The organism is Streptomyces sp. NBC_00286, from assembly GCF_036173125.1.
Taxonomy (GTDB): domain Bacteria; phylum Actinomycetota; class Actinomycetes; order Streptomycetales; family Streptomycetaceae; genus Streptomyces.
In genome coordinates this window covers 1,515,276-1,538,471 of record NZ_CP108054.1, presented here as the reverse complement: position 1 = coordinate 1,538,471, position 23,196 = coordinate 1,515,276, and the positions used below count along the sequence as shown (strand labels likewise).

Here is a 23,196-nt window from a genome sequence, read left to right as displayed (position 1 = left end):
CGTGGACCAGCACGACAAGGTCAGCCCCGCTCGCGGTGTTCGTCCGTCGGCGGGTCCTCGGAGGGTTGGCCGATCGACATGGCGAGACATTTCGTTCCGGTCCACATCGCGTGGACGAGCAGGACGAACGTCCAGATCTTGCCGACGCCTTCGAGGAGACCGGACAGGCCCTCATCCCGGCCCGTGCCGCTGATCAGCACGTCGAGACTGTCTCCGGTGATCAGGGAGTGGAGCCACGACAGTCCCAGGAGTAACAGGATGACCTGGGCGGCGACGTACGCCACCGCGTGCTGGCCGAGTTCCCGTACCAACTGCTGTTGGGATTTCGGTGGTGACACGTCCGCGTCGTTCTTGCTGTCCTTGCTGTTCTTCGTACGGGCGGCCGTGGCTGTGTGCGCGTCCGCGGGTGGCGCGGCCGCGTCTGCTGCCGCGGCGACCGGCATCATGTCTTTCTCCGCTTCGGCCTTGCCGCCGGTCTCGACCGGGGGCAAGTCGTCCTCTTCTTCGGCCGGTGGCTGTGGATCCGGCGGCGGTGGTGGTACGTCAGCGACGCCGAGGCGTCTTACGGCTCGGGGGACGACCACGGCACCGACCAGGATCAGCGCCGCCGCGCCGAGACACGCGACGGTCCAGTCGACGGCGTCGTAGAGCACGCCCGCTGCCAGGGACCCGGCCAGCGCGCCCAGCAGCTTGGCGGATTCGTACACGCCCATGCCGCGGCCCGCGTGGTCGCCCGACGCCTCCGCGATCACCGACTGCTGGATCGGAATGACCGCGGCCCAGGCTAGACCGCTGAGAATCCACAGGGCGGCGATGACGTAGGGGTTGGGTGCCCAGGCGAGGCCGGCTGCGAAGGCTGTGCTGGCCAGGGAGGCGAGCATCAGGATCCGCGTGCGGCCGAGGCGGACGACGTAAGTGTGCAGGTGTTCCGCGGCGATACTCATCGCGATCGCACCGGGCAGGAACACGTACGCCACCTGCAGCACGCTGAGGTCGAACTCGCGCTGGAGATGCAGGAGCAGCAGGAGCGAGATCGCTGCCTCGGCCGCCATGGTCAGTGCCACGGCGCCCAGCATGGGGCGCAGCTTGCGGCCGATGGCACCGAGACCCGCGGCGGCCGTGCCTTCCGTGTCGCTGCGACGTGGCGTTTGCCGACGGGGCGAGGAGAGCAGGAGCGAGCCGGCGAGCACACAGGCCGCGGCGCAGGCCCAGAAGATGCCGTCGAAGTCGATCTGGCCGATCAGCGCCATACCGGCGACGAAGGCCACCCAGGAGCCCGTCTCCTGCGCGGCGAGGAGCCGTGGAAAGACCGCGGAGTCCTCCGCGAGACGTTCGCTGGCGATGGCGCGGACGCCGACCCACAGCAGCGCGCCGCCCACTCCGCCGACCGCGGCGGCGGCGTAGGCGGTGGGCGCGGAGTGCGCGAGGGCGTAGCCGACGGCCGAGGCCGCGTACAGGAAGGCTCCGGTCGCGGCGACGTAGCGACGCTCGAAGCTGTCGGCGAGTACTCCGGCGATCGGCCGCGCGATGACGGAGAGGGCCATCTCCACGGCTAGCAGGATGCCGATCTCGGTGGCGCTGAGCCCGAGCGTGGCGCCGGCCCATAGCGGCAGGAGGAAGTCGAACAGTTCGTTGGGGCCGTTGGTGAGCGTGCTGGCGTAGAGGGTGCGTTCCTCGCGTTGGCGACCTGCCTTTGTGCTCTTCACAGGCGTGGGGGGAGGTTCTCCGATCATGTATCGCTCCAACTCCGAGCACTGTTCGCTTAACTCCGAACGGTAGACTGAGTTAAGTTGTGATCGCAAAGAGTTGAGTGCGGAGCGCCCCGATGACGCATCAGGTGACTGCCCCGGCCACGCAAGAACGTGCTCTCGCCCTGCTCTGGGGAGGGGACGCGCGCGGGTCACGTGGGCCGGCACGCGGACTGACCGTGGAGCGGATCGTCGATGCCGCGATCGAGGTGGTGGAACGGGACGGACCGTCCGCCATGTCGCTTCGCCGGGTGGCCGCGCACCTCGGTGTCGGTGTCGCGTCCCTCTATACGTACGTGCCGGGCAGGGCCGAGCTGGAGGCTCTGATGCTCGATGCCGTCGCGGTCGGCCGGATTCTGCCGCACGAGCGGCCCGGCAGCTGGCGCGACAAGCTGGAGGCCTTGGCGCTCGACGACTGGCAGGAGATCCGGCAGCATCCCTGGGTCCTGCAACTGGGGGCCGCCGAGCAGGTTCCGGGCCCGAACATGCTGCGCTGGCTGGATTCGGCACTGCGGATCTTCGAGGACACCAGCCTCAGCGAAGCGGAGAAGCTGTCCGTGATCGAGTCCGTCGACGCGTATGTCCGCGGGCTGGGCCGGCTCCGTACGGAGGCGGCAGGTCCGTGGGACGAGGAGAGCGGGATCGCCCCGGAGATCCAGCAGCGCGACCACACGCTGGGGCACCTGGTCGACTTCGACCGGTATCCGGCGCTCCAGCGAGCGCTTCAGGCGGGAGCCAGGCCGTACTCCGGTGACCAGTTCACCTTCGGTCTGCAGCGGCTCCTCGACGGCATCGAGCAACTCGTCGACAGCCGCGCGGGATGATCGCGTGACGGCGGCTGAGAGGCGTTCGACTCGGGATCCCGAGTCGGGAGAGTGGGGGATCGGACGATGACACGTTCTGTTCTGGTCACGGAAGCAGGCCACATCAGTGAGGCCATGGCAGCGGACTCCACGGGACAGCTGCGGCCGACGGGCGCCATGCGGATCCGGGACGGCCATCCGCTCGACGCCGACGGACGTATCCACCCCACCTGGTACGTTGCCGGACCCGAGCAGTTCGCGCACGCCGGCGCCAATGCGGGTTTCTTCCGGCGCAACGACGACATGGCTCGGGCGATTCTGCGACACGCGGTGGCCAGCAGTCGTTGACCCCCGGCTCTACGTGCCGATCTGGGCCTTGATCCCGTCGAGTACGACGTCCAGCCCGAGTTGGAAGGAGCCGCCGAAGTCGTTGCTGACGCCGACGTGCCGGACCAACGTGGTGGAGTTCCTCCTGGCGGTCGAGGCAACGTTGGGTCTGGCCGCGCAGTTCCTTCACCTCGGCGGGGGTGAGTTGGCTGCCGCGCCGGGTGATTTTTGCAGCGGTGTATCCCTGTACGTAGTTGGTGAGATCCCACAGCGGCGGTCAGCCCGGGCCCTTCCAGCCGACTCTGTGGAGAAGCGAATAGACCCGCTCGGATCGTGAGAGGGAGTAGGGGCCGAGCAGCGTGAGTGGCGATCAAGGCGGGCAGGCTGCGGCCCCAGGGCCGGTATGACTGGTTGCCCTGCGGGGCCCATAACCCGGCGTACCGGAGGACCTTGACGTGTTCGCGGTGCGTTAAGGATCGGGGGCATGAGGCCCCTGAGCATGACCTGTGAGTGCTCACTGAAGGTGCGCACCGAGGCCTTCACGGCGCTGCTCGGCGAGCCCGACGCGCACGGCGAACCAGAACTGACGCTGGATCGCCGTGCATGAAGGGGGTCACTGTCGGCTGACCGTCCGCGTCACGCCCGCGACGACCGACGTGGCCAGGATCCAGCCGGTGAGGACCAGGACGTACGACAGGTACTGGTACGGGCCCTTCGGGGCGAACGCGGCCTCCTGGCCGAAGGAGATCACCGGGAGGAGGAGGTCGAGGGTGTAGAAGACCGGGTTGAAGGGCGGGGCCTCGTCCGGCTTCAGGGCCGGCGGGTGGTGCAGGGCGTATGAGATCGAGCCGACCGCCAGCAGTGAAAGGAGCCAGACCGCGGCGCGCAGCGGGCGGAAGCCGTAGCCGACGGTCGCGTCCTGGACCTGGCCCCAGAGGCGGCCGTACCAGGGAAGTGTGCGACGGTGGCGGCGCTGCTTGGCCAGTTGGACGACGCGGGCCGCGTCGTCGTCGCCGATACGGCGGTAGGCGGCGGTCAACTGCTCGTAGGCGTGCGGGACATAGCCGTCGCTGTCCCGCTCCAGCATGGGCAGGCGGCGTTCGGCGGGTTCGTGTGGGGTGAGGGTCGTATAGCTGAGACCGTCGAGATGGACTGTGTCCGGCAGCTTCTCCGGTTCCACGAACAGGACTTCCACCTGGGCCCGGCGCAGGTTGAGGCCGCCGTCCAGCGGTTCGCCTCTGCGCAGCCACAGTTCTCCGACCGTGCAGCTGGTGGCCCGTAGCGCCATGTCGCCGGGGTTCGACAGACGCGCGTGCGACAGGTCGAGGCGGCCGGCGACACGGGCGCCCCGCAGCCCGATCCAACCCTCGACGTCCGCCTGCCGCAGCAGCAGGTCGCCCTCCACGGCGAGCGTCATGGCGTCGAGGGCGACCTGGCCGGGGTGGCGAAGGCGGGCGTCGGTGAGATTGACCGATCCGTTGACGGTGGCGCCGTTGAGCCGTATCTGCCCGTGCGCCTTCAGCCCGGGGGCATGGAGGTTCTTGCCGACGGTCATCTGGTTGAGCTGCAGCACCGGCTCCGCGGCATCCGGCGCGCTGAACTCGGCGCCCTCCATGTACAGGCTCCCCGCGATCTGCGCCCCGCCGAGCCGCACGAGCCCCCGGAACCGGGAACGGGTCATCCGCAACACGCCCTCCACCTGCACGGCGTGGGAGGTGAGCCCGGGCAGGACCGACTCACTGAGGTTCAGCTCGCCGAGCCGGCAGGCGTAGAAGCGTGGAACCTCGTCGAAGTAGCAGTGCCGCAGCCGGGCGGGGTGGTCGACCGTGGCGTACTGGAGGTCGAGCATCCCGGAGACACGAGCGCCCATGAGACTGAGCAGTGCTATCTCGCCCTCCTCCTGAGGGCCGTTGAGCAGCAGCGCCCGCAACACCTCGGCGCGTACGGTCCGTTCCGGCCCCCAGTCGGCCCCGTCCGCCACGTCCTCGTCGGTTCCGGAGTGGAAGTCCACGGACTCCCCGCGGGAAAACGCCCGCCACACCCGCTCTTCGGCCGCCGTCAGATCGTTGATCTCCATCAGCGGGGACTCTGACGGGGCCCGAGGCGGGTGTCAACTCGCCGGTTACGCCCTGATGTTCCACTCCGCGATGACAGGCCACCCGTGCTCCGTCGACAGCCGGCTCAGCGTCCCCGTCTCCAGCCGGAACAGCCGCCCGTCCGACGGCGGCAGCCCCAGTCGGCGAGCCGTCAGCACCCGCAGGAAATGCCCGTGGGCCACGAGCAGCACGTCCCCCTCGGAGAGCACCGGGGCGATGCGCGACAAGACGCCGTCGGCACGCTCGCCCACCTGCCCGGGCGATTCGCCCGCGTGCCCGTCCGGACCGGGCGGCGCCCCGTCCGTCCACAAGCCCCAATCGGGACGGGTGCGGTGGATCTCGACGGTGGTAACGCCCTCGTAGCCGCCGTACTCCCACTCATGCAGGTCCGGGTCCACCACCGCCCCCGACAGGCCCGCGAGTTCAGCGGTGCGCACCGCGCGACCGAGCGGGCTGGTCAGGACGAGCGCGAAGGACCGGCCCGCCAGAAGTGGAGCGAGGGACTTGGCCTGTTCCTCGCCGCGCCGGGTGAGGGGCAGGTCGGTCCGGCTGGTGTGCTGACCCGACGCGCTCCACTCGGTCTCGCCGTGGCGGATCAGGAGAAGGTCGCCCATGACCGTTACATCGCCTACTTCGCCGACTCGACGGAGTGGCCGCCGAACTGATTGCGCAGCGCCGCGATCATCTTCATCTGCGGCGAGTCGTCCTGCCGGGAGGCGAACCGCGCGAAGAGGGCCGCGGTGATCGCCGGCAGCGGTACCGCGTTGTCGATGGCCGCCTCGACCGTCCAGCGGCCCTCACCCGAGTCCTGCGCATAGCCGCGCAGCTTCTCCAAGTGCTCGTCCTCGTCGAGGGCGTCGACCGCCAGGTCGAGCAGCCAGGAGCGGATGACGGTGCCCTGCTGCCAGGAGCGGAACACCTCGCGTACGTCCGTGACCGAGTCGGCCGCCTGCAGCAGCTCCCAACCCTCGGCGTAGGCCTGCATCATGGCGTACTCGATGCCGTTGTGAACCATCTTCGAGAAGTGCCCGGCGCCCACCCTGCCCGCATGGACATAGCCGTACGGTCCTTCCGGCTTGAGTGCCTCGAAGATCGGCTGGAGCCGGTCCACGTGCTCCTTGTCGCCGCCGACCATGAGGGCGTAACCGTTCTCCAGGCCCCACACACCGCCCGAGACGCCCGCATCGACGAAGCCGATGCCCTTCGCCCCGAGCTCCTCGGCGTGCTTCTCGTCGTCCGTCCAGCGGGAGTTGCCGCCGTCGACGACCGTGTCGCCGGCCTCCAACAGGTCCCCGAGTTCGTCGACGACCGACTGGGTCGGGCCGCCGGCCGGGACCATCACCCAGACGATGCGCGGGCCTTGGAGCCGGCCGACCAGTTCGGTGAGGCTGCCGACGTCGGAGAGCTCGGGATTGCGGTCGTAGCCGATGACGGTGTGCCCGGCCCGGCGGATGCGCTCGCGCATGTTCCCGCCCATCTTGCCGAGACCGATCAGGCCAAGTTCCATGGCTGTCATGCCCTTTCGCTTCCTATGAGCGCGTGGTGGTCGGCAATCGTGGACGGTGCGTCAGACACGGCCGCTCCCCGCCTTGTCGGCACCGCGCAGGGCGATCGCGTACATGTCGTCCGCGTCCAGGCGGCGCAGTTCCTCGGCGATCAGCTCGGACGTGGGGCGGACCTTCAGGGCGAGGGTGCGGGAGGGCTGGCCGGGCAGGGAGAGGGTGGCCAGCGGGCCTTCGGGGCGGTCGATACGGACCTCGCCGTTCACGGTGTCGAGTTGTACGCCCGTGACGACCGGGCCGGGGGTGACCACCCGCTCGACCCGCACTCGCAGCCGGGCCTCCAGCCAGCGGGCCAGCAGCTCGGCGCTCGGGTTCTCGGCCTCGCTCTCCACGGCGGCGGAGATCACGTCCGCACGGGCCTGGTCGAGGGCCGCGGCCAGCATCGAGCGCCACGGAGTCAGCCGGGTCCAGGCGAGGTCGGTATCGCCCGGTGCGTACGAGGCGACGCGCTGCTCCAGGGCGATGAGCGGGGCCTCGAGCGCATACATGTCCGTGATCCGGCGCTGGGCCAGCGCGCCGAGGGGGTCCTTCGCGGGGACCTCGGGGGCGTCCACCGGCCACCACACGACAACGGGGGCGTCCGGGAGCAGCAGCGGGAGGATCACCGAGTCGGCGTGGTCGCCTGTCTCCCCGTACAACCGGAGTACGACCGTCTCGCCGGTGCCCGCGTCCGCGCCGACCCGTACCTCGGCGTCGAGGCGGGATTTCGTGCGGTCGCGGGGCGTGCGGGAGACGCGCCGGATGACGACGAGGGTGCGCGAGGGGTGCTCGTGCGAGGCCTCCTCGGCCGCCTTGATCGAGTCGTACGCGTTCTCCTCGTCCGTCACGATGACCATCGTCAGGACCATGCCCACGGCGGGGGTGCCGATGGCGCGGCGGCCTTCCACGAGGGCCTTGTTGATCTTGCTTGCCGTGGTGTCGGTCAGGTCGATTTTCATGGCCTGCGCCAGCTCCGTCCGTTCTTGTGTGCCGGAACCCCATTGTCGTCGAGCGAGGTGGCGACCGCTTGGGATCAACCACGCGCGGGGGCCGGGGATTCCCGGGCGGGGAGCGGGCGCGGACACGGAGAAGGGGCGGGCCGTTGGGCCCGCCCCTTGTGGGGGGTTCCCGAGGTGGCGTTGGTGTCAGCCGGCTGACTGGAGGACCTGGACGTAGTCGACGACCATCGGGTGGCCGGGCTCGGTGGCGGCGTCCGGGCCGCCGCCGTGCGCGGCCGGGAAGGCGCCGCCCATCGCGACGTTCAGGATGATGAAGAAGCCGTGGTCGGTGGCGTTGGTCCAGGTCGTGGCGTCGACCTGGTTCTCGCGCACCGTGTGGTAGTTGTCGCCGTCGACGTAGAAGCGGATCTCCTCGATGTCGCTCGACCTGTCCCACTCCAGGGCGAAGGTGTGGAAGCCGGCCGTGCAGGCCTCGCCGGGACACGCGGTGGAGCCGCCGATGCCGGTGTTCTCGTTGCAGGGGCCGCCCGGGGCGGTACCGCAGTGCATGGTGGCGAACACCGTGTTCTGGCCCTGGGTGTTCTCCATGATGTCCAGCTCGCCGACCATCGGCCAGTTCTGGTAGTTGCCGCGGTACGGCTCGCCCAGCATCCAGAACGCGGGCCAGTAGCCCCTGGCCGCGGCGCCGGTGACGTTCGGCGTCTGGAGGCGGCTCTCGACGCGCAGCTTGCCTCCGGCGGGCGGTTCGAAGTCGGTGCGATTGGTCTCGATGCGGCCGGAGGTCCAGTTGCCGGAGGCGTCGCGGCGTGGCGTGATCCGGAGGTTGCCGTTGCCGTCGAGCGAGACGTTGTCCGTGCTGTCGGTCATCGTCTCGATCTCGCCGGTGCCCCAGTTGGCGGGGCCGCCTGGGTAGCCGGTGCCGGTGGCGTACTGCCAGTTGTCGCGGTTGACGCCGGTGCCGGCGGCGCCATTGAAGTCGTCGGTGAACACCTCGGTCCAGCCGGACGGGGGCGGTGGGGGAGACGCGTTCGCGGGCAGGGTGATCGCCGCGGCGCCCGCGGCCAGGCCCAGTGTGCTCAGTACGGCGATGAGCACATGCTTCAGGGGTTTGCGCCTGCTATGGGTTCCACTCATGGATGCCTCGTTCACGGTGGTGTGGGGGTGCGGGTGGGGGATCCACCGAGAGGCTGTTGAGAGCGCTCTCAATGAAGCCGCGCCCGACAATGTGCTCTCTGTCACGTCAGTCGTCAAGAGGTAAAGCAGAGAAAGTGCTTGCGGGGGAGCGGAGTTCACACTCTGAACGAAGGGGAAGAGCGGGCGCCCGGAGGGCGAAGCCCCCGGTCACAGGGTCGGGGCCGGATCCGCAACCGGCGGCGCCCCGCCGCATCGGGCAGAACCCTGGCGCATCCGCCAGGGCCCCCGGCCTACGTCCTCACCGGTGAGGCGGATATTGTCCGCGTGGATCAGTGGGCGCGCCGGGGGGCGTGGAGCAGAAGGAACCAGCCACGAGACGCGAATCAGACGGCGCGATCAAGCCGCGCACGAAAAAAATCAAGCCGAGCGTCAAATGGTGGGAACCTTCGGGCTGTTTCTGACTTCCTACCGTGTGCCGCGTTGTGGGTCCGAGTATCCCTTTCCTCATCTTCCTCGTCGGCCACGGACGCCGCACACCACGCTCACTGAACCACGCACAGGAGAACACGTATGCCCAGCCGCCGTCGCTTCCTCGCCGGGACCGCAGTCGCGCTCGGCGTCACAGGGGCGGCCACGGCCTGCGAGTCGGCCACGACCCCGGACACCGACGCGCTTCCGCAGGCCCCCGTCGTGCCCGCCGCCCAATCCCCGGCGAACGGGCTGAACTTCGTGGTGATCCTCGCGGACGACCTCGGATACGGCGAGCTCGGAGCGTACGGACAGAAGCTGATCCGCACCCCGCACCTGGATGCCCTCGCGGCCGAAGGCCTGCGCTTCACGGACGCCTACGCGGCGGCCCCGGTCTGCGCGCCCTCGCGCTGCTCCCTGTTCACCGGACTGCACAGCGGGCATGCGACCGTACGGGAGAACCCGTGGGGGCCCGGAGGCCAAGCGGCCCTCACCGACCGCGACTTCACCTTCGCCGAGGCCCTGCGCGCCCGCGGCTACCGCACCGCGCTGGTCGGCAAGTGGGGCTTCGGCCCCGAGGAGCCGAACCAGCCGAGCCACCCCAACGCCCGTGGTTTCGACGAGTTCTACGGCTACATCTCGCACCGGCACGCGCACGACTACTACCCGCCGTACCTGTGGCGCAACGCCGAGCGGGAGGAGATCCCGGAGAACGAAGACGGCGCCAGACGGGCCTACGCGCCCGACCTCCTCGAGGCCCGCGCCCTCGACTTCATGGACGCGCACAAGGACGAGGCCTTCCTCCTCTGCCTCACGCCCACCCTGCCGCACGCGCCGAGCCGCGCGCCCGAGATGGGGGCGTACGGTTCCCGCCCCTGGCCGCGGCCCGACAAGCTGCACGCCGCGCAGGTCAGCAAGTTCGACGCGCTCGTCGGCAACGTCACCAAGCGGCTGGAGTCGCTCGGCATAGCGGACCGGACCGTGGTGATCGTCACCAGTGACAACGGGCCGCACGAGGAGGGGCGTACCGACCCCGGGCTCTTCGCTGCGAGCGGCGGCCTGCGTGGGATCAAGCGGAACTTGTACGAGGGGGGTATCCGCGTTCCGCTCATCGCCTGGTCGCCGAAGCGGGTTCGCTCCGGCGTCACGGATCGGCCGACTCCGCTCACCGATCTGCTGCCGACGCTGGCCGAGCTCGCGGGCGCGCCCGCCCCGGCGGATGTCGACGGGCTGTCCATCGCGCCGCTGTTGCGGGGTGGCGCGGATGCCGTCGCCCGCCATGATCACTTGTACTTCTACCGCAACCACAGTGGGCGGACTCCGGGTTCCGATGCCATCGATCGGTGGCGGGGGCGGCGGCTTGCCGAGGCGTTGCGGCGGGGGGATATGAAGGCGGTGCGGTTTGCGCCTGGGCAGGATCGGAACGTGCCCGATGATCAGTGGGAGGTCGAGTTGTACGACCTTGCCAGGGATCCCGGTGAGCGGGATGACATCGCGTCTAAGCGGCCTGGTGAGGCGGATGCGTTGGTGCGGTTGATGCGGGCGTCTTGGGCGGACCAGTACGAGCGCAAGCCGTTCGGGGTTTCGCTTGATGTCGTTTCGCGCGGCGACGGGTTTGTGGTGACGGCCACGCTTGCGAATGGCTCCGCCAAGCCGTGGACTGGGGCTGGGCTTGAACTCCGGGTTCCTGGGGGTTGGAGTGTGCAGGCGCTCGGGTCGGTGAGCGCGGACTTTGTTGCTGCGGGTGGGCGGGTCACCGGGCGGTGGACGGTTACGCCTACCGTCGAGGGTGGGTGGCTCAGCTGCGTGGGGACCGCGCGACATGCGGGGGCGCCGGTGCGGTATGCCGCGACCGCCCACACCAGCAGCGCGGCCTGAGCTCCGCCGGGTTGGGCGTCCACCGCGGGTGGGTGGGGTGCCTACCGGGGTGGGGTGACATGTTGTGTCGCGGCTGCGGGTGCGTTGTGGCTGGTCGCGCAGTTCCCCGCGCCCCTGAAAAACCTGCGACTGCCCGCACCCCGAAGAGCCAGCGAACCGAAAAGCCCGCACCCGGAAGAGCAAGCGAACCGAAATGGCCCGCGTCCCGGAAGGGGCCCGCGCCCCGAACCCGCCCGCGCGGAAAAGCCCGGACCCCCGACTACCCGCAGCTTCCCTCCGGTGGGAGGGGACGTGGGCCGGTGCGTCCTATGCCCGTCGCTTAGCTTCGGTCTGGGCACACCAGCACCCTGTGGAAGCAAGGGGCCGTATGCCCTGTTGGCGACGGGCTGACGCACCGGCCCGCGGCCCCGCACCCACCACGCACCTAAGGGGCGCGGGGAACTGCGCGACCAGCCACGACGGCGCCGCAGCCGCCCAACCGCCGGAGGCACCCCGCGGGGAACCGCGCGACCGGCCACAACGGCGCCGCACTCGCCCAACCGCCGGAGGCACCCCGCGGGGAACCGCGCGACCGGCCACAACGGCGCCGCACTCGCCCAACCGCCGGAGGCACCCCGCGGGGAACCGCGCGACCGGCCACAACGGCGCCGCACTCGCCCAACCGCCGGAGGCACCCCGCGGGGAACCGCGCGACCAGCCACAACGGCGCCGCACTCGCCCAACCGCCGGAGGCACCCCGCGGGGAACCGCGCGACCAGCCACAACGGCGCCGCACTCGCCCAACCGCCGGAGGCACCCCGCGGGGAACCGCGCGACCAGCCACAACGCACCCGCACCCGCCCAACCGCCGGAGGCACCCCGCGGGGAACCGCGCGACCAGCCACAACGCACCCGCAGCCGCCCAACCGCCGGAGGCACCCCGCGGGGAACCGCGCGACCAGCCACAACGCACCCGCACCCGCCCAACCGCCGGAGGCACCCCGCGAGCAACCACCACGAACCGTCAGCCGACAACGAACCCAACCGCCCAACCGCCCAACCGCCCAACCGCCGGAGGCAACCCGCTCAACCGCCGGAGGCACGCGGATGCCACCCCAGTGCCCGCGAAATCCCCAGTGCAGCGAGCCGTACCGCCGGGATCAACGCCGGTACCTGGGCGTCGCGTTCCGGTACCACCACCGAGGCCGCCGCGACGACGGAGCCGTCCGCGTTGCGGACCGGTGCCGCCACCGACAGGGCGTCCTCCGTCACCTGACGGCTGCTCACCGCCACGCCCGTGCGCCGCACTTCGGCCAGGACGCGGCGCAGGATCGCCGGGTCAGTGATCGTGTGCGGCGTGAAGGCGACGAGCGGCCGCGCGCAGTACGCCTCCTGGGACGCCACGTCGCTGAAAGCAAGCAGCGCGAGTCCGACACCCGTCGCGTGCAGTGGCCAGCGCGCGCCCACCCGGATGTGCACGCCGACCGCCGAGTGGCCCGAGATCCACTCGATGTAGACGACCTCGTCACCGTCGCGCACCGCCATCTGCACGTTCTGGTGAGTGGCCTCGTACAGGTCCTCCAGGTACGGAAGCGCGACCTGCCGCAGCGCCAGCCCGCGCGGCGCCAGCGCCGCGACCTCCCACAGGCGCAGGCCCACGTGATACGCCCCGGACGCGTCGCGCTCCAGCGCACCCCACTCGCTGAGCGCACCCACCAGCCGGTGGGCGGTGGTGAGGGAGAGCCCGGCCCGGCGGCTGATGTCCGTGAGGGACAGCGCCGGGTGATCGTGGTCGAAGGCGGCGAGCACGGCGAGGAGGCGGTCGGGCGCCGAACGTACGGTCATCGGGTCGTCCAAGCTTTTTCCAAGCGTTGTCCAAGCTCAACCAGTCACAAAACTCAGCCCAGTTCGGACTCGGCGATCCGCTGTAGAAGCGTGTGCAGCGTGTCCCGCTCGGCTGCATCCAGCGGATGGAGCAGCGCGCTCGTCGCCCGCCGCCCCGCTTCGTGGGAGTCGCGCAGGAACGACCGGCCGTCCTCCGTCAGGGCCACTATCCGGCTGCGGCGGTCGTCGGGGGACGGGCGGCGCTCGGCGAAACCGAGCTTCTCCAGGTCGTCGACCAGGCCGACGATGGCGCTCGGGTCGTATCCGAGGCGAGCGCTCAGCTCCCGCTGGAGTGCCCCCTCCGTGGTGGTCAGGTACCGCAGCAGCGCGTAGTGGCGCAGTCGTAGCCCCGACTCCTGGAGGAACGCGTTGAACAGCTGCCCGGAGCGCAGACCGATCCGGTACAGGAGGTAGCCGGTGTCCGAGTGCAGCCCGCGCATCCACGGCTCCTGAGCGTCGATGGCGTCGGGGTTCGTGGCGTGCGGCTGGCCGGCGATGGCGGGCTCCCTGGTCGAGGCCCCGGTCGGGGGCGGGTGTGCGTGGTGCTCACAGCATGGCGCACAACTCGGCCCACAACAACTATTGACGTCGACAATTATTGTCCTTAGCTTCGATCCTGTAGCCGCGAGCTTCGATCCCGTAGCCGCAGCTCGCTCGTCTCGCAGCCGCATCCGCTTTCTCGAAGGGACACCGTCGTGCCCAGCATCGATCTCTCCGGCAAGGTCGCCGTCGTCACCGGCTCCGGCCGTGGTCTCGGCCTCGCCTACGCGCACGCTCTCGCCGCCGCAGGCGCCTCCGTGGTCGTCAACGACGTGGACGCCGACGTCGCCGAGCAGGCCGTCAAGGCGATCACCGAGGCCGGTGGCACCGCGGTCGCCGAGGTGGTTCCGGTCGGTACGTCCGAGGCCGCGGACCGGCTCGTCGCGCGTGCCGTGGAGGAGTTCGGGAGGCTCGACATCCTGGTCACGAACGCGGGCATCCTGCGGGACCGGGTCCTGTGGAAGATGACCGACGACGACTTCGACGCGGTGATCACCACCCACCTCAAGGGCACCTTCACCTGCGCCCGCGCCGCCGCCGTCCGCATGCGCGAGCAGGGCGAGGGCGGCACCCTGATTCTGGTCGGCTCCCCGGCCGGACAGCGCGGCAACTTCGGCCAGACCAACTACTCCGCCGCGAAGGCGGGCATCGCCGCCATGGCCCGTACGTGGTCGATGGAGCTGTCCCGCTCGGGCATCACCGTCAACGCGATCGTGCCGGTCGCCGCCACCGCGATGACCGAGACCATCCCGGCCTTCGCCCCCTACATCGAGGCCATGAAGCAGGGCGAGCCGCTGCCGGACTTCCTGCGCAAGGGTGAGGGCTTCGGCACCCCCGAGGACTGCGCCGCACTGATCCCGTTCCTCGCCTCCGAGGCCGCCCGAGAGGTGACCGGCCAGGCCATCGGCATCGGCGGCGACAAGGTGACCCTGTGGTCCCATCCGCAGGAGATCAAGGCGGCGTACGCTGACGGTGGCTGGGCCCCCGACACCCTCGCCGACGCCTGGCCCACCTCGCTGGGCGCCGAGCCGCAGACCGTGGGCGTCCCCGCGCCGAAGTTCCCGGAGGCGTGAACCATGACGAACCTCAACGTCGAGGAACTCGTCGCGATCGACGTCCACACCCACGCCGAGGTCTCCTCCAAGGGCAAGTCCTCGCTGGATGACGACCTGCACGACGCGTCCTCCGCCTACTTCAAGGTCGAGGGCAAGCGGAAGCCCACCCTGGAGGAGACGGCCGCGTACTACCGCGAGCGGAAGATGGCCGCCGTGATCTTCACGGTCGACGCCGAGTCCGCCACCGGCACCGAGCCCGTCGCGAACGAGGAGGTCGCCGAAGCGGCGGCGGCCAACCCGGACGTCCTGATCCCCTTCGCCTCCATCGACCCCTTCCGCGGCAAGGCCGGCGTGAAGCAGGCCCGCCGCCTGGTCGAGGAGTACGGGGTGAAGGGCTTCAAGTTCCACCCCAGCATCCAGGGCTTCTTCCCCAACGACCGGTCCGTGGCGTACGCGCTGTACGAGGTGATCGAGGAGACGGGGACGATCGCCCTCTTCCACACGGGGCAGACCGGTATCGGCGCCGGAGTGCCCGGCGGGGGCGGGATCCGGCTCAAGTACTCGAACCCCATGCTCGTGGACGACGTCGCCGCCGACTTCCCGCACCTGAAGATCATCCTGGCGCACCCGTCCTTCCCCTGGCAGGACGAGGCCCTCGCCGTGGCCACGCACAAGCCGGGCGTGCACATCGACCTGTCCGGCTGGTCGCCGAAGTACTTCCCGCCGCAGCTCGTGCAGTACGCGAACACGCTGCTCAAGGACAAGGTGCTGTTCGGCTCCGACTACCCCGTCCTCACCCCGGACCGCTGGTTCGCGGACTTCGAGAAACTGCCCATCAAGGACGAGGTCAGGCCGAAGATCCTCAAGGAGAACGCGGCCCGGCTGCTCGGACTGACGAAGGCGTAAGGGGGCCACCGATGCGCAATGAGGGAGTGGGGTCCTGGCCCGCACGCCGGGCCCGCAAGACACCCCGACGCACCGCCCTGATCCACCACGACACCGAGACGACGTACGCCGAACTGTACGAGCGCACCACCCGCCTCGCACACGCCCTGCGCGAGGCCGGCATCCGACGCGGCGACCGGGTCGCCTACCTCGGCCCCAACCACCCCTCCTACCTGGAGACGCTGTTCGCTTCGGGCACACTCGGCGCGGTCTTCGTGCCCCTCAACACCCGTCTCGCGGGGCCGGAGATCGGCTACCAGCTCGCGGACTCGGGCGCCAAGGCACTCGTGTTCGCGCCCTCGCACGCCGGGCTCGTCGCCGGGCTTCCGGGCAGTACCGATGTGCGGTCGTACGTCGAAGTCGGCCCCGAATACGAGGCGTTGATCGCTGAGGCGTCCGCCGAGCCGATCGACCAGACCGTCGGCGCCGACGACACCTGCATCATCATGTACACCTCGGGGACGACCGGCCGCCCCAAGGGCGCGATGCTCACCCACGGCAACCTGACCTGGAACGCGGTCAACGTCCTCATCGACCACGACCTGATCGCCGAAGAACGCGCCCTGGTCTCCGCCCCGTTGTTCCACACGGCCGGCCTGAACATGCTCACCCTGCCGGTCCTGCTCAAGGGCGGCACCTGCGTCCTGGTCGAGGCCTTCGACCCGTCCGCCACCTTCGACCTCATCGAACGGCACCGGATCACCTTCATGTTCGGCGTCCCGACGATGTTCGACCAGGTGGCGCGGCATGAGCGCTGGGCCGACGCGGACCTGTCGTCCCTGCGGATCCTGACGTGTGGCGGCTCTCCGGTTCCGACCCCGCTGATCGCCAAGTACCAGGAGCGCGGGCTCACCTTCCTTCAGGGCTACGGCATGACGGAAGCGTCGCCCGGCACGCTCTTCCTGGACGCCGAGCACGCGGTCAGCAAGGCGGGTTCGGCCGGGGTGCCGCACTTCTTCACCGATGTCCGGGTCGTACGGCCCGATATGGCGCCGGTCGAGGTCGGCGAGACCGGTGAAGTCGTCGTCCGTGGGCCGAATGTCATGCCCGGCTACTGGGGGCTGCCGGACGAGACCGCCGCCACCTTCAGCGACGGGTGGTTCCGCAGCGGGGACGCGGCCCGGGTCGACGAGGACGGCTACGCCTACATCGTCGACCGCATCAAGGACATGATCATCTCCGGTGGCGAGAACGTCTATCCCGCCGAGATCGAGGACTTGCTCCTCGCCCACCCCGACATCGTCGAGTGCGCGGTCATCGGCGTGCCGGACGACAAGTGGGGCGAGGTGCCGCGGGCCGTCGTCGTGCCCCGCGAGGACGTGGAGCTCGATCCGGACGAGGTCCTCGCCTCCCTGGCCGGGCGCCTGGCCAAGTACAAGATCCCCAAGTCGGTGGTGCTCGCGGAGGAACTTCCGCGGACTGCCTCCGGCAAGTTGCTGAAATCCCGGGTGCGTACGCGGTACGGCGCTCCCAAGTCTTCGGACTCTTCCAACTCGTAGTGAAGGAACGGCATATGAGCATCACTGTGAACGGCATCGACGAGCTCAAGAAGCTCGCCGGGAGTGACCTCGGCACGAGCGAGTGGATCGAGGTCACCCAGGAGCGCATCAACACGTTCGCCGACGCCACGGGGGATCACCAGTGGATCCACGTGGACCCCGAGCGCGCCAAGGAGGGCCCGTTCGGCGCCCCCATCGCCCACGGCTACCTCACCCTCTCCCTCTTCATCCCGCTGTTCACCGAGCTGCTGGACGTCGAGGGCGTCTCGACGAAGGTCAACTACGGCCTGAACAAGGTGCGTTTCCCCTCGCCGGTGAAGGTCGGCTCCAAGATCCGCCTGGTCGGGAAGCTGGCGTCGGTCGAGGACGTTCCGGGCGGCGTACAGGTCACCGTCGACGGCACGATCGAGATCGAGGGCGGCGCCAAGCCCGCGGCCGTGCTGCAGAGCCTGTCCCGCTTCTACGCCTGAGTGCCGCAGTCGAACAGGGGCGCGGGGGCCTGCTGACCGGTGCATCCGGTCCGCAGGCCCCCGCGCCCCTTCGCGCTGTCGCCCGCCGCTTGGTTCACATAGGAGCTGCTGTCCTCGTCGGGAGCCGCCGCCGCGACCACGGGAACGGCGAGCGCGGTCAGGCCGGCCGGGGCGGCCCGAAAGCGGCCCCGGCCGGCTGGTGCCGGGTCAGCCGCAGCGGCCGGTGGTCCACTCGTGGGAGCGGAGCTTGTAGGTGCCGGCCAGGTTGCCGCCGTGCTGCTGACGGGTGCAGCCGGCGCGGTCGTTCCCGTTTGCGCCCTTGTAGTAGACGACGCCGGTGAAGCGGGATGACGTGCCCGCGTTATAGACGGACTTGACGTTGTGCGTGGCCGACCAGGAGCAGGTGACAGGGGCGCTCCGCCAGTCCATGTCGGCCGCGTTCCAGCTGCACTTCCTGCCTTCGAAGTTGCGCTCGGTCCAGAAGCAGACGTCCCCGCTGTCGCAGTCGACCGCGGTGGGTGCCGCCTGGGCGGTGGAGGCCGGCAGGGCGAAGGACGCGACGGCCGCGACGCTCATCGCGAACGCGGCGGCCTTCGAACGGTTGCGCAGGATCTGGGGCATGAATCGGGCCACGAGCATGTCTCCTCGGAGGGGGGTGGTTCGTTCTCTGACGACCCGAGGCTGGCAACGGGAGACGGGCCGGAACAAGGGAATCCTGGCTGGTGGGACGCTGGGACGGCATTCCAGCGACCTACCTGCGGCGTCCTCGGGGCGCTGGGACGGAGCTGGGACGGCGCGGGGAATGCCGGAAGCGGACACCGTCATCTGTTCCAGAAGTGGCTGAAGTTGGCCGGGGTGCGAGCGGTGAGTTTCTGGCACAGTGTGGCCGGGCGCGGGGGCCGGGTGGGGGAAACCTGGGGCGCCCTCTCATCTACGTACAACTCCGCCGTTCAGCGCGGCCAAAAGAAAATAGGGGGACCCCCGTGTCTTCGTGCACGGAGTCCGAGCGATTCGCAGCCTGTCTGCGATCGCTCAAGGAGAGATCGGGACTCAGTTACGCGGCTCTCGCCGCAAAGGCCGGAGCCAGCGGTTCCAGCGTGCACCGCTACTGCTCGGGGACCTCGGTCCCCCACGACTACGGCACCGTGCACCGCCTCGCGGTGGCCTGCGGTGCCGCTCCGGAGGAGCTACGCACGCTGCACAAACTCTGGGCCCTGGCGGACGCCGCCCGGGAACCGGAGGCCGAACCGCCGGAGCGGGTCGTGGTGCAGCCGGATCCCCTCGCGGGACCGCCGGAACCTGTTGCGGGGCCGCCGGATCCCGCTGACCTCGGCGACCTCGGCGTCGGGCACGGCGCGGACGGTGGCGCCGCGGACATGGCCGCGGCGCCCGCGGACGTACGGCGGGAGCCCGCGGATGTACGGCGGGAGCCCGCGGATGTACGGCGGGAGCCCGCGGATGTACGGCGGGAGCCCTCGGATGTACGGCGGGAGCCCTCGGACGGTTCCGGGGCCGTGGGGTGGCGCCGTCGGCGGATCCACGTCGGCGTGGCCGTCGGCTTGGTGCTGCTTCTCGGCGGCTTGGCCTTGACCCTGCCGTCGCAGGGCCCGGACGAGGACAGCGACGGCGGTGGCGGTGGCGCCGCGAGCGCCGAAGTCCTGCAGAAGACGGACCACCGGCTCCTGTTCACCCCCGCGTGCCGGGAGGTGGTGGCCATGGGCCAGCACGACGCGTGCGTCCGCGAGATACAGGAACTGCTGAAAGACAAGGGCACAGTGATCGGCGTGGACAGTGACTTCGGACCGGAGACACTGCGCCGTGTGACCGCCTTCCAGGTGTACGCGGGGATCGAGCCCGCAAACGGCGTGGTCGGCGACGCCACGAAGAAGGCGCTCTACGAGTCACAGGTGCGCCTGAACGCCTGGTCGAAGGACAAGGTACGGCGCCACATCCGAGCGGTGTTCACCGAGGCACCGGACCGCGCGATCGCGATCGCCGACTGTCAGTCCTTCCTCGACCCGCTGCACATCCTCCCGAACACCAACGGCACGCGGAACTGGGGCTTGTTCCAGATCTCCGACGCCCGGCTGCGGGAGCTGGGCGGCACGCCTCGCAAGGCGCTCGACCCGGAGTGGAACATCCTCGCGGCGAAGCGGTTGTGGAGTCAGGACCGGGACTTCAGCGACTGGCCGCACTGCGATCGGGCGTTCAGTCCGACCCCCTCCGCCTCGCCGTAGGGGGTGAGGGGCGTGGGACTGCGGCGCCGCATGGCGATGCAGTCCCACGCCCCGCAAAACTCTCAAGGCTCAGCTCACGTCCACGAACACCGGGTTCGAGTAGAACCATGTGTCCGCCCACGGGTCGCCCTTCCCAGGCTCGTGCGGGATCGGGCCATGCGGGTCAACTGCCGCCCCCAGATAGCCCGTTCCGTTGCGGTTGCCGTCGCTGCCCCGCAGTCGTACGTAGAAGGAATCGTCGCCCGCTGTCAGAGGGATGCGCAGGGTGTACGTGCCCTTGCGACCCGATACCTCCTTCGTGTGCACGACCTTCGTGTGGGGGGCTCGCCACTCGTCTCGGTCCGTCACCCGGCCCCGTACCGCACCGCGGATCACGTCGATGTGGGCCAATTCCGGGAGGATTCCCTGGGGATTGGGGCGGGAGGCGGTCGTCACCGTGACGTACAAGGTGAGCTTCTCTCCCTTACGAACCCGCAGCCGGCCGCCGAGCGTCACACCGCGGCCGAAGTCGCGGTCCCGCTTCACGCGGACGTCGAGGCCGTCCAGCAGATGCCCGTGGTCGAGCCAGACGCGCCCCGCGCGCAGGCCCGCCATCACCGATCGGTAGCCGTAGCGGGTGACGCCCACGTGGGTGCGGCTGAACTGGCCGGGCCAGAAGTCGCCGCCCGGCTGGGGCTCGGTGGTGTTGACCGGGTCGGGCAGGCGTCCGGTGTTGTCGAAGTTCTGGCCGGGGAGCCAGTCGCCGTTCTTCCAGGTGTCGAACACCACGCGGTGCACATCGGAGTTGGTGGTGATGGTGAACAGCTTGCCCTCGGCGAGCATGGCGTCCCACAGGCCTCCGACGGTGGCCGTCATCCAGTCGAAGCCGCCGTACGTGACGTAGGCGTCCGCCGGGTAGCCGGGCCAGGAGTTCTCCGAGGGCTTGTTCTCGTACTCGCCGCGGATCGAGGTCGGACCGCGCCAGCCGGGGATGGCGCCGCCCTGGGCGCCGGGCGCGCCCTCCACGCCGATCATGATCTCGGGGGCCGCGTCCCGCCAGTTGCGCATCTCGTGCGGGGAGTCGATGCCGAGCCGCAGCGGGTGGTTGGCGAGGACGAGCACATCGTCGACGTAACCCTTGCGGCGCTGCTCGGCCAGCCACTTGATGGCCTTGACGGCGTGCGCCTCGTTGCGCGCGGTGTCGGGGTGGTTCGGGCCGCCCTTGTCGTAGCCGAGCAGTTTGCCGTCGTAGGCGAGCTCGAACTTCGTGAGGATGTCGACCTCGTGCCGGCCCGGTGCGGCGAAGACGGTGCAGTGTTCGGCGCCGGGGATGTACCACTCCAGGCCCTGGAAGATCAGCTGCCGCGGGTTCGCGGCCCGTGCCTTCAGGATCTCCTGGTGCTCCAGCTGCGCCCCGAACTCGGCGTGCCCGAAGTTGGAGTGCTCGTTGAACACCAGCCAGTCGACGCCGTATTTGGCGCCGCCTTTGACGACCTGGTCGAAGGTGTACTTCGCGTCATGGCTGTAGACGGAGTGGACGTGGTGGTCGCCGACGAGGTAGGCGAGGCGGGGGTCGTTGCCGCCCAGCCGGCGGCTGTCGGCGGCCGCGGGGGTGGCGAGAGAGCCTGCGGCGAAGGCGGCGCCGAACAGGCCTGCGCGGCGCATGAGTTGGCGTCTGGATAGGCCCTGGGGGTCCAGGGCGGCGGGGGAGACGGATGGGTCGGCCCAGTCGGGCAGTTGCTGCTCGGACATGATCGGTGAACGCCCTTCGGATCAGTGGTTCATGAACGACGTGACGGGCAAGGCGCGTTCGACGATCCGTACGTCACCGAGCCTGCCGTGCAGGATCTGGTCGATCTTTCCGGCGTACTCGTAGCCGCCGAGCAGCCACGGCAGCCCGAGCGAGGTGAGCCCCACGGAGCGCGCGGTGGGATTGCGCGCGACGGGACAGCCCTGGACGTACAGCGTGGTGTGCGAGCCGTCGTTGACGACGGCGACGTGCCACCACACCTCGCGGGCCGTCTCGTCGCCCCAATTCGTGGCGATGCCCTGCTGGTTGAGCGGCCGTACCGCCCACTGCGGGCCGGGTCCGTCGGACAGCGAGAGGGTGGCGAGCGGCTCGTCCGGGTCGCCCTCGGTCTTGCCGGCCGCTCCGCCCGTACCGGTGCGGCTGATGAGCCCGGACCAGGCGTTGCGGGACGGGTTCCAGTCGGCGGGCAGCTGGTAGAAGGCCTCGACGGTGTAACCGCCCCTGAAAGTCGCCGAGTTGAGCGGTGCGTTCTCGTCCGTACGGAGATAGGCGCCCCGCAGCGGGGACTTGTCGCCGTGGAAGAAGAGGCTGCCGTGGCCCGGCTGGTCGGGGTGGTGTGCCGACGACCAGGTGAGCGAGCCGTCGCCCACCTTGACCACGGTCAGGTCGTTGCCGCGCCCGGAGAGGTCGCGGACGGTGCCGTCCATCGCCTCGCCCTCTCCATGGCCGTCGAAGCGCCAGTACGCCACCGTCCCCCGGACCAGCATCTCGGAGGCGGGCCGGGGCGCTCGCGGGGGCACCGGGGCGAAGCCGGAGAAGCGCTGCTCGAAGTCGATCGCCACCGAGAACCGGTCCTCGGGGCCGGTCAGTTCGATCTCCTGCCGCTCCAGCGCGTTGAGCCCGTCGCCCGCGCGGCCCAGGATCCACGGGGAGATCGTCTCGACGTCGATGGTGTCGCGGTCGAGATCGAAGCGGTAGAGGCGGATCATCGCCGCTCCGCCGTAGTAACGGTTCTGGTAGTTCGTCAGATGCAGATGTACGTCGTTGCCGGCGGCGTTCTTGCGGACGGTGCGGGCGGCCGGCCAGTAGTGCCCGTTGAGGCTGAGGAAGATCTGGTCGTGCTCCTTGACCAGCCGGTCCCAGAGCTGCTGCCCGTACGGGGACAGGGTGTCGTCCTCGTAGACCAGTTCATGGGTGGTGAGGATGACCGGCGTCTTCGGATGCTGGGCGATGACGTCCTTGGCCCAGGCGTACCCCTGCGCCGACAGCCGCCAGTCCAGGGCGAGCACGAGCCACTGGCGGCCGGCGGCCTTGAAGAGGTGGAAGGTGTTGTAGCCGTCGGGTGAGGCGCCGCCGAACGTGGGCTTGTCCTTGAAGCGGCGGGGGCCGAAGGCGTCCAGATACGGGGTCGGGCCCCGCTGGTCGTCGGTGGAGGACTTCACGTCGTGGTTGCCCGCGAGGACGCTGTAGCCCACGCCCCGCCGGTCGAGGACCTCGAACGCCATGCTCGCCGCGGTGACTTCGGCCTGCGTGCCGTTCTCCGTGAGGTCGCCCAGGTGCGAGAGGAAGACGATGTTCTCGTCCTTGCCCTGCTCCAGGATGTAGCGCAGGGACGCCTCGATCGGGGCGGGGTTGATGCTCGGCCCGTCGAAGAGGTACTGCGTGTCGGGCATCACGACGAGGGTGAAGCGGCTGCTGTCGGGGTCGGGTCTCCAGCGGGTCTTCGCGGCGGACACCGAGGGCGCGGGTGCCGCCTGCGCGGTGGCCGTCGGCAGCGCGACCGCTGCCGTGGCCGCGCCGATCAGGGCGGTGGCTCGCAGGAAGTTGCGTCTGCCGGCGCCCGCCTGTTCGGCCTCGGGGGCCTGGTCATGCTCATGTGAAGTACATGTACACACGTCTGCTCC

Annotated in this window: 19 protein-coding genes and 1 pseudogene; 9 read left to right on the top strand and 11 right to left on the bottom strand. The window is 70.0% G+C overall.

The features are described from left to right. Positions 1 to 20 precede the first annotated feature (20 nt). The gene (locus OHT21_RS07065; RefSeq protein ID WP_328767392.1) at positions 21 to 1,706 is read right to left on the bottom strand and encodes an MFS transporter; all 1,686 of its coding nucleotides are present in this window, start codon (positions 1,704 to 1,706) and stop codon (positions 21 to 23) included. Between the two features lie 119 nt (positions 1,707 to 1,825). Here OHT21_RS07065 and OHT21_RS07060 point away from each other — a divergent pair, with 119 nt between their 5' ends. The 3 genes from OHT21_RS07060 (at position 1,826) to OHT21_RS07050 (ending at position 3,485) form a co-directional block, all read left to right on the top strand. Then, a complete protein-coding gene (locus OHT21_RS07060) occupies positions 1,826 to 2,572 on the top strand; it encodes a TetR/AcrR family transcriptional regulator (protein WP_328767391.1) in 747 nt (248 codons plus the stop codon). Positions 2,573 to 2,638: 66 nt separating this feature from the next. Continuing rightward, positions 2,639 to 2,899, top strand: coding sequence for a hypothetical protein (locus OHT21_RS07055; protein ID WP_328767390.1), 261 nt, complete (start codon positions 2,639 to 2,641; stop codon positions 2,897 to 2,899). 463 nt (positions 2,900 to 3,362) lie between these two features. Beyond that, the gene (locus tag OHT21_RS07050; RefSeq protein WP_328767389.1) at positions 3,363 to 3,485 is read left to right on the top strand and encodes a hypothetical protein; all 123 of its coding nucleotides are present in this window, start codon (positions 3,363 to 3,365) and stop codon (positions 3,483 to 3,485) included. Positions 3,486 to 3,491: 6 nt separating this feature from the next. Here OHT21_RS07050 and OHT21_RS07045 read toward each other — a convergent pair whose 3' ends face one another. From OHT21_RS07045 to OHT21_RS07025, 5 genes and pseudogenes are all read right to left on the bottom strand, one after another. Beyond that, on the bottom strand, positions 3,492 to 4,955 hold the full coding sequence (locus OHT21_RS07045) for a membrane-associated oxidoreductase (protein WP_328767388.1): 1,464 nt from the start codon (positions 4,953 to 4,955) through the stop codon (positions 3,492 to 3,494). Positions 4,956 to 5,000: 45 nt separating this feature from the next. Next, on the bottom strand, positions 5,001 to 5,588 hold the full coding sequence (locus tag OHT21_RS07040; RefSeq protein WP_328767387.1) for a histidine phosphatase family protein: 588 nt from the start codon (positions 5,586 to 5,588) through the stop codon (positions 5,001 to 5,003). A gap of 14 nt (positions 5,589 to 5,602) precedes the next feature. After that, the gene (gene gnd, locus OHT21_RS07035) at positions 5,603 to 6,481 is read right to left on the bottom strand and encodes a phosphogluconate dehydrogenase (NAD(+)-dependent, decarboxylating) (protein ID WP_328773981.1); all 879 of its coding nucleotides are present in this window, start codon (positions 6,479 to 6,481) and stop codon (positions 5,603 to 5,605) included. Between the two features lie 60 nt (positions 6,482 to 6,541). Continuing rightward, positions 6,542 to 7,474: a glucose-6-phosphate dehydrogenase assembly protein OpcA gene (gene opcA / locus OHT21_RS07030; protein ID WP_328767386.1), complete on the bottom strand. Its 933-nt coding sequence runs from the start codon at positions 7,472 to 7,474 to the stop codon at positions 6,542 to 6,544. Positions 7,475 to 7,663: 189 nt separating this feature from the next. Then, positions 7,664 to 8,608: pseudogene (locus OHT21_RS07025) on the bottom strand (glycoside hydrolase family 16 protein); the annotation flags it as partial. A gap of 570 nt (positions 8,609 to 9,178) precedes the next feature. On the opposite strand from OHT21_RS07025, the gene OHT21_RS07020 reads away from it, so the two are divergent. Further along, entirely contained in the window at positions 9,179 to 10,954 is a 1,776-nt protein-coding gene (locus OHT21_RS07020; protein WP_328767385.1) for a sulfatase-like hydrolase/transferase, read from the top strand. Between the two features lie 1,065 nt (positions 10,955 to 12,019). Here OHT21_RS07020 and OHT21_RS07015 read toward each other — a convergent pair. Together OHT21_RS07015 and OHT21_RS07010 are read right to left on the bottom strand one after the other, a co-directional pair. Next, entirely contained in the window at positions 12,020 to 12,778 is a 759-nt protein-coding gene (locus OHT21_RS07015) for an IclR family transcriptional regulator (RefSeq protein ID WP_328767384.1), read from the bottom strand. 53 nt (positions 12,779 to 12,831) lie between these two features. Continuing rightward, on the bottom strand, positions 12,832 to 13,257 hold the full coding sequence (locus tag OHT21_RS07010) for a MarR family winged helix-turn-helix transcriptional regulator (RefSeq protein ID WP_328767383.1): 426 nt from the start codon (positions 13,255 to 13,257) through the stop codon (positions 12,832 to 12,834). Between the two features lie 255 nt (positions 13,258 to 13,512). Between OHT21_RS07010 and OHT21_RS07005 the strand changes: the two genes are divergently transcribed. Genes OHT21_RS07005 through OHT21_RS06990 form a run of 4 tightly spaced genes read left to right on the top strand, consistent with a single transcriptional unit; the run spans position 13,513 to position 17,326 of the window. Further along, on the top strand, positions 13,513 to 14,430 hold the full coding sequence (locus tag OHT21_RS07005; RefSeq protein ID WP_328767382.1) for an SDR family oxidoreductase: 918 nt from the start codon (positions 13,513 to 13,515) through the stop codon (positions 14,428 to 14,430). Positions 14,431 to 14,433: 3 nt separating this feature from the next. Next, complete coding sequence (locus OHT21_RS07000) at positions 14,434 to 15,318, top strand: amidohydrolase family protein (RefSeq protein ID WP_328767381.1); 885 nt, start codon at positions 14,434 to 14,436, stop codon at positions 15,316 to 15,318. Between the two features lie 11 nt (positions 15,319 to 15,329). Continuing rightward, positions 15,330 to 16,856, top strand: a complete 1,527-nt coding sequence (menE, locus tag OHT21_RS06995) for an o-succinylbenzoate--CoA ligase (protein ID WP_328767380.1) — start codon at positions 15,330 to 15,332, stop codon at positions 16,854 to 16,856. Between the two features lie 14 nt (positions 16,857 to 16,870). After that, positions 16,871 to 17,326 (top strand): MaoC family dehydratase, encoded by a 456-nt coding sequence (locus OHT21_RS06990; RefSeq protein WP_328767379.1) that lies wholly within the window; start codon positions 16,871 to 16,873, stop codon positions 17,324 to 17,326. 207 nt (positions 17,327 to 17,533) lie between these two features. On the opposite strand, the gene OHT21_RS06985 is transcribed toward OHT21_RS06990, so the two are convergent. Next, positions 17,534 to 17,965, bottom strand: a complete 432-nt coding sequence (locus OHT21_RS06985; protein ID WP_328767378.1) for a peptidase inhibitor family I36 protein — start codon at positions 17,963 to 17,965, stop codon at positions 17,534 to 17,536. 344 nt (positions 17,966 to 18,309) lie between these two features. Here OHT21_RS06985 and OHT21_RS06980 point away from each other — a divergent pair, with 344 nt between their 5' ends. Continuing rightward, a complete protein-coding gene (locus OHT21_RS06980) occupies positions 18,310 to 19,563 on the top strand; it encodes a helix-turn-helix domain-containing protein (protein ID WP_328767377.1) in 1,254 nt (417 codons plus the stop codon). Between the two features lie 69 nt (positions 19,564 to 19,632). On the opposite strand, the gene OHT21_RS06975 is transcribed toward OHT21_RS06980, so the two are convergent. Together OHT21_RS06975 and OHT21_RS06970 are read right to left on the bottom strand one after the other, a co-directional pair. Then, a complete protein-coding gene (locus OHT21_RS06975) occupies positions 19,633 to 21,294 on the bottom strand; it encodes a histidinol-phosphatase (protein WP_328767376.1) in 1,662 nt (553 codons plus the stop codon). Positions 21,295 to 21,315: 21 nt separating this feature from the next. Beyond that, on the bottom strand, positions 21,316 to 23,187 hold the full coding sequence (locus OHT21_RS06970) for a LamG-like jellyroll fold domain-containing protein (protein ID WP_328767375.1): 1,872 nt from the start codon (positions 23,185 to 23,187) through the stop codon (positions 21,316 to 21,318). Between the last annotated feature and the right edge of the window lie 9 nt (positions 23,188 to 23,196).